At 43.7% G+C, this 12,440-nt stretch carries 10 protein-coding genes and 1 riboswitch; of the genes, 2 read left to right on the top strand and 8 right to left on the bottom strand.

From position 1 onward, the window contains the following. The first annotated feature begins 278 nt into the window (after nt 1-278). On the top strand, nt 279-1,697 hold the full coding sequence (gene hydG, locus FC07_RS09110; RefSeq protein ID WP_057904790.1) for a [FeFe] hydrogenase H-cluster radical SAM maturase HydG: 1,419 nt from the start codon (nt 279-281) through the stop codon (nt 1,695-1,697). A gap of 51 nt (nt 1,698-1,748) precedes the next feature. Here hydG and leuD read toward each other — a convergent pair whose 3' ends face one another. The 8 genes from leuD to FC07_RS09070 form a co-directional block, all read right to left on the bottom strand. Beyond that, nucleotides 1,749-2,324, bottom strand: coding sequence for a 3-isopropylmalate dehydratase small subunit (leuD, locus tag FC07_RS09105; protein WP_057904789.1), 576 nt, complete (start codon nt 2,322-2,324; stop codon nt 1,749-1,751). A gap of 1 nt (nt 2,325) precedes the next feature. Beyond that, nucleotides 2,326-3,702, bottom strand: a complete 1,377-nt coding sequence (gene leuC, locus FC07_RS09100; protein WP_057904788.1) for a 3-isopropylmalate dehydratase large subunit — start codon at nt 3,700-3,702, stop codon at nt 2,326-2,328. A gap of 316 nt (nt 3,703-4,018) precedes the next feature. After that, a complete protein-coding gene (rpe, locus tag FC07_RS09095; protein WP_057904787.1) occupies nt 4,019-4,666 on the bottom strand; it encodes a ribulose-phosphate 3-epimerase in 648 nt (215 codons plus the stop codon). A gap of 85 nt (nt 4,667-4,751) precedes the next feature. Next, a complete protein-coding gene (gene tkt / locus FC07_RS09090) occupies nt 4,752-6,746 on the bottom strand; it encodes a transketolase (RefSeq protein WP_057904786.1) in 1,995 nt (664 codons plus the stop codon). Nucleotides 6,747-6,776: 30 nt separating this feature from the next. Continuing rightward, on the bottom strand, nt 6,777-7,433 hold the full coding sequence (gene fsa / locus FC07_RS09085; RefSeq protein ID WP_057904785.1) for a fructose-6-phosphate aldolase: 657 nt from the start codon (nt 7,431-7,433) through the stop codon (nt 6,777-6,779). Between the two features lie 60 nt (nt 7,434-7,493). Continuing rightward, a complete protein-coding gene (locus FC07_RS09080) occupies nt 7,494-9,374 on the bottom strand; it encodes a BglG family transcription antiterminator (RefSeq protein ID WP_057904784.1) in 1,881 nt (626 codons plus the stop codon). 426 nt (nt 9,375-9,800) lie between these two features. Next, nucleotides 9,801-10,763 carry a 2-hydroxyacid dehydrogenase family protein gene (locus tag FC07_RS09075; RefSeq protein WP_057904783.1) on the bottom strand — a complete coding sequence of 321 codons (963 nt, stop codon included), beginning with the start codon at nt 10,761-10,763 and terminating at the stop codon, nt 9,801-9,803. Between the two features lie 151 nt (nt 10,764-10,914). Beyond that, nucleotides 10,915-11,003: riboswitch (TPP riboswitch) on the bottom strand. A gap of 21 nt (nt 11,004-11,024) precedes the next feature. Then, nucleotides 11,025-11,672 (bottom strand): TetR/AcrR family transcriptional regulator, encoded by a 648-nt coding sequence (locus FC07_RS09070; protein ID WP_157050142.1) that lies wholly within the window; start codon nt 11,670-11,672, stop codon nt 11,025-11,027. A 63-nt stretch (nt 11,673-11,735) separates the two neighbouring features. On the opposite strand from FC07_RS09070, the gene FC07_RS09065 reads away from it, so the two are divergent. After that, nucleotides 11,736-12,437: an ABC transporter ATP-binding protein gene (locus FC07_RS09065; protein WP_057904781.1), complete on the top strand. Its 702-nt coding sequence runs from the start codon at nt 11,736-11,738 to the stop codon at nt 12,435-12,437. Nucleotides 12,438-12,440: the final 3 nt, after the last annotated feature.

Genomic DNA, 12,440 nt, shown 5'->3' with positions numbered 1-12,440 from the left:
GATATATCAGTATTGGAAACGCTTTTTATTTTAAAAATATTTTTCAAAAAACAATTGACAATCGCTTTAAAATCGTTTAAATTCAAAGTGGTTATTAAGTTAATATGCTTTTAATTTCACATACTAATCTGAATTAAAATCTTTTTCTGACTAAGCAACTGTTCACTGAGATAAAAACAAGCCTGTTACGGTTTGATTTTATGATACATGCATTAATCGTCGTCTGTCACTCGCTGCGGGGAAAGTCTTATCTGACCCCTTAGAAAGGAAGGACCACCATGTATAATCCAAAATCTCACGTTGCCACTGAATTTATCAGCGATGATGAAATTCAAGATACCTTGGCGTATGCCGACGCCAATAAAGAAAATGCGGCATTGATCGATCAGATCCTGGAAAAAGCACAACTACATAAGGGCTTAAACCACCGGGAAGCTTCTGTTTTATTAGCTTGTACCCTACCTGATAAAAATGCAGAGATCCTTGGTTTGGCCAAAGGGATCAAGGAGGCCTTTTATGGCAGCCGAATCGTTTTATTCGCGCCATTATATCTCTCTAACTATTGTGTCAACGGTTGTGTTTATTGCCCATTCCATGGTCAAAACAAGCACATTCCGCGTAAAAAACTGACCCAAGACGAGATCCGGCGCGAGGTAATTGCCCTGCAAGATATGGGCCACAAACGCTTAGCCTTGGAAACTGGCGAAGATCCTCGGAATTGTCCGATTGAATACGTGTTAGAATCCATTAATACAATTTATAGCATTAAACATAAAAATGGCGCGATTCGCCGTGTCAACGTTAATATTGCAGCAACGACTGTTGAAAATTATCGTAAATTACACGAAGCTGGTATTGGCACTTACATTCTATTCCAAGAAACTTATCACAAAGCAAGTTATTTGAAATTACACCCTTGGGGCCCTAAACATGATTATGATTATCATACTGAAGCGATGGATCGGGCACAAGAAGGTGGCATTGATGACGTTGGGATCGGTGTTTTATTCGGTCTTGATAAATACCGCTACGAATTTGCTGGGCTTTTAATGCATGCAGAACATCTGGAGGCCGCTTTTGGCGTTGGACCGCATACGATCTCAGTGCCCCGAATTCGGCCAGCTGACGATATTGATCCGGATACTTTCGACAACGGGATCAGTGAAGAAACGTTTGAAAAGATCGTCGCTTGTATTCGCATTGCTGTTCCTTACACTGGTATGATCATGTCCACGCGGGAAAGTATGGCCACACGTCGTAACGTTTTGGACTTAGGTATCTCACAAATTAGTGGGGCCTCTGTCACCAGCGTCGGCGGTTATGCAGGAACAGATCGCGATAGCTTAGAATCGAACCAGTTTGATACCAGTGACAAACGAACCCTTGATGAAGTGGTGCGTTGGCTAATGGAACTTGGTTATATTCCAAGTTTCTGCACAGCCTGCTACCGTGCTGGTCGAACAGGCGACCGCTTTATGTCGCTTTGTAAAAGTGGTCAAATTCAAAACTGCTGTCACCCAAATGCTTTGATGACCTTGAAGGAATATCTTGAAGATTATGCGAGTCCTGAAACAGTTGCACTGGGTAATCGGGTGATCCACGAAAAACTAACGGATATTCCAAACGAACGCATTCGTGAAGTCGTCGGTAAGCATATCGACGAAATTGCAGTTGGCGCACGCGATTTTAGAATTTAAGCTCACCTAAAAATGGCTTTCACCTTTTCAGTGAAAGCCATTTTTGTAACCTTATTTTTGAGCCTCAAAACGTTCAATATCAGCCTGATAGCCCTCTGTAAAGGTAATATCATCAATGCCTTTTAGTAACCGTTCCTGCCATAAGGTTTCAATTTCAAATGGCCATTGTTGCTGGCCTAACTGAACCGTTTTAGCAGCCAAATCAACCGTTACTTGCACATCGGCTGGTAATGCTGCCAATTGTTCCCACTGGGCGACTGGCAATGTGAGCGGTAATAAACCGTTATTCAACGCATTCATATAGAAAATACTATTAAAGCTTTTCGCAATGACCACTTTAAACCCATAATCTCTTAACGCCCAGGCCGCATGTTCCCATGAGGAGCCACAGCCAAAGTTTTCCCCCGTTACCAAAATTTGGGCTGCCTGATGCGCAGGATCATTTAATGGAAAATCAGGATTCGGTGCACCTGACGCCAAATAACGCGCGCCATAAAATAACCGATCAGCATAATTAACATTGTCATCAGTAGCTTTAAGCGCTGTCCGCGGTACTAACTGACCGGTATCAATATTATCTTTTAAAATTGCGACGGTTGGACTGGTAACCTTTTTGATAGCTTGCATCCTAGTCAACCACCTTTCTAATATCAATGAAATGACCATTTAAAGCCGCGTAAGCCACCATGGCTGGGCTGGCCAAGTGTGTTCGTGCCCCTGCGCCTTGCCGGCCTTCAAAGTTCCGATTCGTCGTTGAGGCACAATGTTCCCCTGCCGGAATTTTATCTGGGTTCATGGCCAGGCAAGCAGAACAGCCTGGTTCACGCCAATCACAACCTGCATCTTTAAAGATTTGATCCAGCCCCAACGCTTCTGCAGCCTGCTTCACTTGGCGGGAGCCAGGTACAACCAAAACCGTTACCCGAGGATCGACTGTTTTACCCTTTAAGATCTTAGCGGCTATCTTTAAATCTGATAACCGGCCATTTGTACAGGAACCAAAGAAAGCATAGGTGATTGGAATTTGATCGGCGGTCTGACCAGGCTGCAGCCCAATATAATTATAGGCCTGTTGTACATTTGCATCCCCGTCGATTTCTGGGAAAGGCTCATCAACAGGACCGGTCATCCCAGGATTTGTTCCCCATGAAACCATTGGTGCTAATTGACTGGCATCTACGTCAATGATCACATCGTAGTCCGCTGTACTATCTGTATAAAGCGTCTCCCAGTCTGCCTGCGCATTTGCAAAATCAGCTGGCGCATACTTGCGCCCTTGAATATAATCAAAAGTGGTTTGGTCTGGCTTGATACAACCATACTTAGCACCACCTTCAATGGTCATATTACAGATACTCATGCGCTCTTCCATACTTAGGCTATCGATTGTATCACCATAATATTCGACTGCGTAACCCGTTCCAAACGCAACACCTTCACGGCCAATCAATCCTAAAATAATATCTTTGGCATAGACCCCATTTGGCAACTTGCCATGAACGTGAACCCCCATATTCTTAGGTTTGGTTTGCCAAATTGTTTGGGTGGCCAGGACATGTTCCACTTCGCTGGTGCCGATTCCAAAACCAATTGAACCAAACGCACCGTGTGTTGCGGTGTGTGAATCTCCACAAACAATCACCATCCCTGGCTGCGTTAACCCTAATTCAGGTCCAATGACGTGCACGATACCTTGTTCTTTAGTCCCTAAATCCGCCAAACGAATTCCGAAATCTTTACAATTCGCTTCAAGGGTTTCAATCTGCTTACGTGAAATCGCATCTTGAATGTTAAAAATATCTTCAGTGGGGACATTATGATCAAGCGTTGCAAACGTTAACTCTGGATGCCGCACAGAACGCTTATTTTGACGCAAACCGTCAAATGCTTGTGGTGATGTCACTTCATGAATGAGCTGCAAATCAACATAGATCAGCTGTGGTTCACCATCTTTGCCAGCAACAACGTGGCGATCCCACAATTTATCAAATAATGTTTTTCCCAATCTGAAAAACCTCCTAAATCATTAGCGTAACTAAATTACGCTTATTGATGATAAATTCTTATATAGTTTCAGTATAGACAGCGCATAAAACCAAAGTCAATTAGTACCTTGACCTACTTTTAAAGATTAGAATTTCATGAATCCTATCACCATAGGATTTTTAAGTCGCAACAATTGACAGGCACTGATAAAATTCAGGGAAAGCACCTACACGTTTTATCATAAATCAATTCATTAAAAAAGATATTACTGATACCGATTCGCAATTAAAAAAGCCGATCAAGACAAATTATCCTGATCGGCTCATATCTCATGATCAATGTAATGCAAGTAAGCGCGCAACCTGTGCAGCAGGATCAGCTTGACCAAACACATAAGAACCGGCTACTAGCACATCAGCGCCAGCCGCTACGCAACGTTGCCCAGTCTCGCTATTGACACCACCATCAACTTCAATATTGAAGTCAAGGCCGTGTTCTTGACGATAAGCCGCAAGTTGTTCCATTTTACCCAAACAAGATGCAATAAACTGTTGTCCACCAAAGCCAGGATTGACGGTCATCACTAATACCTGCTTCACCAAGGGCAACAATTCTGTCACAGAAGCGACTGCTGTCCCTGGGTTTAACACCAAACTACTGGCACAGCCTAAACCGTTGATTTGCTGTAATAACGCATGAATGTGGTCATTACCTTCAAAATGCACGCTTAAAATATCAGCACCATTTGCAGCCAATTGTTCTAGATATTGATCAGGATTGCTGACCATTAAATGGCAATCCAATTTCATTTTTGTTTCAGGTCTGATTTGCTTAATAAATTCTGGTCCAAAGGTAAGGTTTTGAACAAAATGACCGTCCATCAAATCCAAATGGAGGTATTGTGCGCCTGCAGCTTCAACCATTTGAATATCTTGGCCTAATTGCATAAAATTGGCGCTTAAAACAGAGGGTGCTACTAACATCATTTGCCTTCTTTCTAACCTTTTATGAAGAACATGCGCAAAAAGCGCCGACTAAGTCGCCGCTTTCCGCTTAAAACCAATGCTTTTAAAGTGCTTTATATTTTGCAACAACATTTTCGACGCTAAACCCAAATTCTTTCAAGTTAGTGTCGCCAGGCGCAGAAGCACCAAAGCGGTCAATGCCTAAAGCAGCCCCTTTGTCACCGACATACTGTGCCCAGCCAAAGGTTGATGCTGCTTCAATACTTAAACGTTTGGTAACAGCAGCTGGCAAAACACTTGCGCGATAAGCAGCATCTTGCGCTTCAAAACGATCAAAGCTTGGAATTGAGATCACACTAACAGCCTGACCTTCAGTCGCTAACTGTGCTTGTGCTGCCAGTGCCAGATTGACTTCAGAACCAGTTGCGATCAACAACCCATCTGGCGTTGCCTTTTCAGCCGCTTTGACAACATAACCACCGCGTGTAACCCCAGCCAACGCAGTGCTAGCCGGATTTGGCAAGGTTGCCAGGCCTTGACGACTTAAGACGAGTACAGTCGGTCGATCCGTCGTCGCTAAAGCTGTTGCCCAGGCAGCCGACGTTTCATTACCGTCAGCTGGCCGTAAAACTTGTACATTTGGCATGCAACGTAAGCTGGCCAATTGTTCGATTGGCTCATGGGTTGGACCATCCTCCCCAACCGCAATCGAATCATGCGTCAAAACATAAATAACAGGCTGATGCTGTAACGCAGAAACTCGAATGGCAGCACGTAAGTAATCTGTGAACACGAAGAAAGTGCCGCCGAAGACGCGGGTTCCGCCATGAAGTGAAATACCATTTAAAGCCGCGGCCATTCCAAATTCACGAACACCAAACCAAATATTTCGCCCTGCATAACTGCCTGGTTCAAATGGCACTTCGTCTGCAATCGTGGTTTTATTAGAACCCGATAAATCAGCTGAACCACCCCAAAAATTAGGCAGTACTTTTGCTAATGCATTAATGGCTTTGCCGCTAGCAGCCCGTGAAGCGAGTTTGTCATCACCGGCATAAGTTGGTAAAGCACCTGCCAAACCAGCTGGTAAGGCTTGCTTAAACCCGGCTTCAAACTGTGCCGCTAAATCAGGATAGTCAGCCGCATATTTGGTAAACAAGGCATGCCATTGATCCTCTGCATCTGCGCCTTTGGTTTGAACCTCGGCTTTAAAACGAGCTTGAACGGCTTCAGGTGCTGTAAAAGCAGGATAATCCCAACCATAAGCCTTTTTAGCAGCTGCAACCCCTGCTTCACCTAAAGGACTACCGTGTACATCATGGGTGCCTTGTTTTGGTGCACCAAAGCCAATAACCGTTTTGATTTCGATAATAGTTGGTCGATCAGTCACTGATTTGGCTTCTGCGATTGCAGCGTCAATTGCGGCTAAATTCGTGCCATCTTCAACTAATAAATGTTGCCAGCCATAGGCCTCAAACCGCTCGCCGGCATTTTCGGTATAGGCAGCATCCGTCGGGCCATCTAACGAAATATTATTGGAATCGTACAATGCAATCAGTTTGCCTAACTTCAAATGTCCCGCTAAGGCAGCGGCTTCATGAGAAATGCCTTCCATTAAATCGCCATCACCAATTAAAGTATAGGTGTAGTGATCCATAATGGGATAATTCGGCTTGTTATATTGGGCGCCTAAATGCGCTTCAGCCATTGCCATCCCAACTGCCATACTGATACCTTGTCCTAAAGGCCCGGTTGTTGCTTCAACGCCATCTGTCACCCCATATTCTGGGTGGCCTGGGGTATGACTGCCCCATTGACGGAACTGTTTCAAATCAGCCGTTGATACTTGATAACCTGCTAAGTGTAACAAACTGTATAACAAAGCCGAACCGTGTCCTGCCGATAAGACAAATCGATCCCGATTTGGCCATTTTAATGACGTTGCTGGGTTAATTTTCAAATGGCGTGTCCACAACACATATGCCATTGGTGCCGCCCCAAGTGGCAACCCGGGATGCCCAGAATTGGCTTTTTGAATCATATCCATACTCAACGTCCGTAACGTATTAACCCCTAATTGATCTGTTTCATCGAACATGCGCAATCGCTCCTTTTCTAAACAATCGTTTTAGTTGCCTTGCTTGGCCTGAAAAGCTTGCCAATCCGCTTCAAACTGTTTCAAACCTTTATCAGTTAATGGGTGTGACCATAATTTACCAAAAACAGCAGCTGGAATCGTTGCAATATCTGCCCCAATCAACGCAGCATTTTCCACATGTTGCGGACCACGAATGCTAGCTGCAATAATTTCCGTATCAAAGTCATAAATATCAAGAATCTGACGTAATTTTTCAACTAATTCAAGGCCATCAGAACCAATATCATCTAACCGACCTAAGAAAGGTGAAATATAAGTTGCACCGGCTTTAGCAGCTAATAACCCTTGTGCTGCTGAGAAAACCAATGTAACGTTTGTTTTAATTCCTTGACCACTTAATGTTTTAACGGCCTTTAACCCGGCTTCTGTCATCGGAATCTTCACGACAATATTAGTCGCCCATTTTGCTAAACCTTGCGCTTGAGTGATCATGCCTTCAGCGTCTGTCGCCGTAACTTCGGCAGAAATTGGCCCGGAAACAACCTTGGCAATTGATTTGATGACTGTTTCAAAATCCTTTCCTTCGCGAGCAATCAAGGATGGATTGGTTGTCACCCCATCAACTAAACCTAATTCAGCGTAATGTTTAATATCCTCTAAATTTGCTGTGTCTAAGAAAAACTTCATTGCCTATTGGCCACCTTTCTAAAATCGCTTACAATTTATTTTTAAACAAAAACGTGTTGCTTATTTAAATGCTGCTGTTAATTGTTGCTGGATCAGTTGGTAGGCTGCTGCCGCATCAGTACACTTGACCAACTGCTTGACAAAAGCCGTGGTTTTCAGTTGCGTCAACCCTTGATAAATTTCTGGCAGAACGGCTTGTGCCGAATGATCCAATGCCAAAAAGAAAACTACCTGTACCGATTGACCATACCAATTAATCCCTTTTGGTGCGATCAGCATGGATAAACTAGGTTGCAACACTTCATTGACCTGTGCCGCCGGCATGGCTGTTTGACGAACGACTGTACTTGAAAAAATTTCCCGCGATAATGTGCTTACGAGCACCCCTTCTGTTGCAAGCCCCCGCTGAATCAACTGTTGTCCTAAGAAACGAATCGCTGCTGGTGCGTCTGGTAAATCAGAGCGCCAATAAATCGCAGTTGGATCAAGTAAATTTAGTAACGGCTGGGCCGGATCTTGAATCACCGTCAATTGTTGCAACGCCAATTGTATTTTTTCTTGGTCTAATTGGTTGAGTAGTGCACTGACCACCACCACCTTTGCCGTTGCCTGAGGCAATGGGACGGTTGTAATGATCAACGCGGTACTTACCGGCGTGCGCTGAAATTCAGCCAACGTCATGACCCGCTGAATCGTCATTTGGGACTCATACCGCGCCATCAAACGCTGTCGTAACAGACGCATCCAACCGGTCCCGCTACTGCAGACCACAATGGCTGAAATCTGATGTGTCTTGGCCTGACGTTCCAAAAAGCTTTGAAAATGCAAGGCAACATAGGCAATCTCATCATCTGACATCATCAACTGGTACTGATCACATAGCTGGCTGGCTAATTGAACCGCACGTTCAAAACTAAATGGAAATTGTTTTTTAATCGTTTCCGTTTCAGGATTATGGATCACAATCCCTCGTTTTAAACGTTCCAGCGTTTCACCTAGATGCTGGGCAAGTTCTCGAATCAACGTATGATCGACGGCCTCTGCTGCTAACGTTCCACGTAAAAAGCGTTCCAAAATTTGTTGAGACTGTTCTGAAGTTCCCGTTCGACTTTGCCATTGTAATGCTTGTAACTGCTGATCTAAAAGCTGCTGTTCGGCTACTGGTAACGTCACGGCCAACTGTTCCTGTACCATAGTGAGCCAAACCCGCGTCACTGGTAATAGTGGTTTTACAATTGTAGGTGCTGCTAGGACCTGATCGGCTTGTAGGCGCTGGACCATCACTGCTAATGTGATGACCAATGTTTTCAATTGATAGTCCGTATAATCCAACCGGTAAGTCTTTAAAAACAATTGCGTCATTTGCATTAAATGCTGCAAGTAGCCCTGATCAAATAACTGTGGCGCCGCAAGTTTAAAAATTTGCGGCGTCGCTGGTGATTCAAACCCTTGCCAATATTGTTGTAAAATAGCAGCTAATGCTCGTTGCTTTTGACTTTCCATGCCATTTACAACCAGACCACGATGCGTTGTTTTCAACACCAATTGCTGTGCAATCAGCTGCTGCCGAACCTGTTTTAAATCACCTTGTAACGCATTACGACTTAAGTAAAACGTTTCGGCCAGGCGTTTAATCGTTAATGGTGTTGTTTGTAAAAGCAACAATACTGTTAGTGCATCAACTCGACTGAGCTCTGAGGTTTGACTTTGTTGGCTCACCTGTAACAATTGCGCCGTATCCCCAGTAAGATACAACCCATCACCTTTTTTACGCACCAGTTGAATACCATGGGGCTGTAGTTGTTCGCTAATATGATCGAGTGTTTTCACAACCGTCATCCGTGACAAACCAGTCATCGTCATCAATTCCTGATAGTGCGTTTTACCCTGTGTTAAGAGATAAGTCACAATTTTGATTTCTAATGCTGTTAATGAAAACAAGTGACCGTCACCTCCAGTTAGCCTTTAGGGTACGATACCAAGATAGCATTGTATCCGCTTACTAGCCACATAATTTAATAGACTTATTAAGTCTATTAAATTGTCAAAACAGCGTTTTCATAATTCGATGTATGATTATAAAATCAATTCTTTTAAATAGTCTGATAATGTTTTACGAAGGATAGCATACCAATTTCAAATTAAGTTCTCACTAAATTCTAAGATGCCTTGCTGGTATAGTCCGTTTTAACCAACTAGCGAATAGACCAATTTAATCTTATCATACTAAGCCTGGTGCCAAAAAGCCACTTAAACGCGTTTCAAAAGGCACCTTGTTTTTAGTTAACGCAAGAAAACACCTTAAAAAGAGCACCTTATACAGATTCAACTGCATAAAGTGCTCTTTTAGTCAAAGCAGCGTTTTAATCATGGATTCACAATAAATTTAGCAGACTTACCCGCTGCAACAAGCAGGGTATTATCAGACACAATTTTTGCCATTGCATCGCGTGCCTCCACCGTAGCATTCCCAACATGTGGGGTTAAAATCACATTTTTTAATGCTTTAAACCCATCGTCCACTGCTGGTTCATGTTCGTAAACATCTAGTGCGGCCCCAGCGATTTCATTGGTTTGTAAAGCCGTTAGCAGTGCTGCCTCATCAACGATTGGCCCTCGTCCGACATTTACCAAATAAGCTGATTTTTTCATCTTCTTAAACGCTGCTGCATCAAATTGGTGATGATTCTCAGCTGTTTGCGGTGCGTTAATGCTAATAAAATCACTTGTTGTCATTAAGGTCTCTAAATCAACGTAGGTTACTTTCATGGACCGTTCCTCAGGGTCAGAAAGTGGATGCCGTTTATAGTACTGAACGTGCATCCCCAACGCATTTGCTTTCCGTGCAACGTCACTACCAATATTACCCAGACCGACGATGCCTAACGTTTTACCAGCAATTTCATGGCCTAAGAAATACAACGGCGCCCAACCAGGAAAGCCCTCGTGACGCATTTTCTGATCGCCTTCCACAAATCGATGGCTTAATGCCAGTAGTAACCCAATCGTCACTTCTGCCACGGCATTGGTTGAAACAGCCGGGGTATTGGTCACTGGAATCCCCTTTTCCTTGGCATACGCCACATCAATGTTATTAAAACCAGCCCCAAAGTTGGCAATCAGTTTCAGATTTGGCGCTGCATCGATCACTTCACGATCCACTTTAGTTGATAAAGGCGTGATCAAAAAATCAATATCCGGCACTTGTTTTAACAGTTCTTCATGTGAAATCAGACCATCACCTTCATAAACACTGACATCCAATCCATGTGCCGCAAGCGCATTCTGTGCAACAGCTGGTAGTTGTGCTGATAGATAAACTTTTGACATTTCAAAGCCTCCAAATGATTGATTGATACCACTTTAACTTTATGACAACTGATCTGCAGCTAAAATCAGCAGATCAATCGTTTACCACATTCATAACGCAAAAAGACCGAATCCAAAAGAATTCAGCCTTGAAAAGGAAAGTCTTTGATTTCCAGAATGAAGGCTGCATTCCTCCGCTGGTACTGGCCAGATCAGGTTCAAGGGTTCGATCTCAGCCAATTGGCGCCCCTTGCAGGTAACTTAAACTTACCACATTTGCGTTTAATTGAAAAGGGTTTCATGACGATTTTGATCAGTCGCTAACCGCTGCATAATGGTCATAATCACGGTCGCAACTTGTATTGGAGACTGTTGTGCGCCATTTTGCAACCACGTGGTGATCACGCGCAATGAACCACCTAGAAAAAAATCAAAATAATAATCGAGCATCACGGGGTCATCTGTTTGAAACCAATGGCGGTAATCTAACGCGGTTTCATGCCGAATCGAGGTTAAAAACTGTTGCAGTCGCGTTGATTCATTTAAGTTCCGGCAAATCACCAGTGTCGCTGCCTGCTGTTGCTGCAGCACCGTTAAAATTGCTGGTAAATCAGGTTCAGTCCCGGCAAGTAACGGTCGAATCGCCGTGATCAAATCGCTTTCAATTGCTTGAAATAATGCCATTGGGTCATGGTAATGGGTGTAAAAGGTACTGCGATTAAGATCTGCTTGTTGGCAAAGTTCCGTTACGGTGACTTTTGCCAGTGGTTGCTGTTGTAACAATTGAATCAGCGCCTGCTTAAGGCTCGTTTGTGTGTATTGTGTACGGCGATTATTTTTAATGCCTACCATTTTTTCGTCTTCTTTCCAACAGATTTTAAGAGAGTGCTGGCTCAATAACAAAATAACGCTGTTTGTTGGTTGTCGCACCTATTCGCGTCCCTTATAATCAATATAATACCAACACTGTGTCTAAATAATGGAGGAATGAGCATGAGTTATATTGAAGTACGCCATGAAACCAAAAGTTATCAAATGGGCGAAACCACGATCATGGCCAACCATGATCTTAATTTTAAATGTGAGCAAGGCCAACTGACCGTTATTCTAGGCCCCTCTGGCGCCGGCAAATCGACTGTTTTAAATATTCTTGGCGGCATGGATACACCGACCAGTGGTGAAGTTTTAATTGACGGTGTCGACATTGCCAAATTTAACGAAAAACAGCTCACCGCTTATCGGCGAACAGATGTTGGCTTTGTCTTCCAGTTTTATAATTTGATTCCAAATTTAACCACAAAAGAAAACGTTGAACTCGCCAATTCAATTGTGCCAGATGCCTTAGATGCAACTACCACCTTGCAACAGGTAGGGCTTGGCAATCGTTTGGAAAATTTTCCCTCACAACTTTCAGGTGGCGAGCAACAGCGCGTGGCGATTGCCCGCGCACTGGCCAAAAACCCAAAACTATTATTATGTGATGAACCGACTGGCGCCCTAGACTACGAAACCGGTAAACAAGTGCTGACCTTATTACAAAATGCCAGCCGACAAGATCACAAAACAGTTTTGATCATCACCCACAATGCTGCGTTAGCAAAAATGGCTGACCGCGTGATTCGCATCAACGATGCCAAAGTACGCTCGATTGAAGACAACGCCGACCCCATTCCGGTTAGCGCCATTGAATGGTAGGTG

Origin of the sequence: Loigolactobacillus bifermentans DSM 20003 (assembly GCF_001434575.1) — a bacterium.
Taxonomy (GTDB): domain Bacteria; phylum Bacillota; class Bacilli; order Lactobacillales; family Lactobacillaceae; genus Loigolactobacillus; species Loigolactobacillus bifermentans.
Note: the sequence above shows the minus strand (reverse complement) of the source record. Positions and strands in the feature narration are given on the sequence as shown.

Excerpts from the sequence above, each read along its gene's own strand:
- hydG (WP_057904790.1), top strand. The coding sequence starts at position 279 with ATGTATAATCCAAAATCTCACGTTGCCACTGAATTTATCAGCGATGAT.
- leuD (WP_057904789.1), bottom strand. The coding sequence starts at position 2,324 with ATGCAAGCTATCAAAAAGGTTACCAGTCCAACCGTCGCAATTTTAAAA.
- rpe (WP_057904787.1), bottom strand. The coding sequence starts at position 4,666 with ATGTTAGTAGCACCCTCTGTTTTAAGCGCCAATTTTATGCAATTAGGC.
- tkt (WP_057904786.1), bottom strand. The coding sequence starts at position 6,746 with ATGTTCGATGAAACAGATCAATTAGGGGTTAATACGTTACGGACGTTG.
- fsa (WP_057904785.1), bottom strand. The coding sequence starts at position 7,433 with ATGAAGTTTTTCTTAGACACAGCAAATTTAGAGGATATTAAACATTAC.
- FC07_RS09075 (WP_057904783.1), bottom strand. The coding sequence starts at position 10,763 with ATGTCAAAAGTTTATCTATCAGCACAACTACCAGCTGTTGCACAGAAT.
- FC07_RS09065 (WP_057904781.1), top strand. The coding sequence starts at position 11,736 with ATGAGTTATATTGAAGTACGCCATGAAACCAAAAGTTATCAAATGGGC.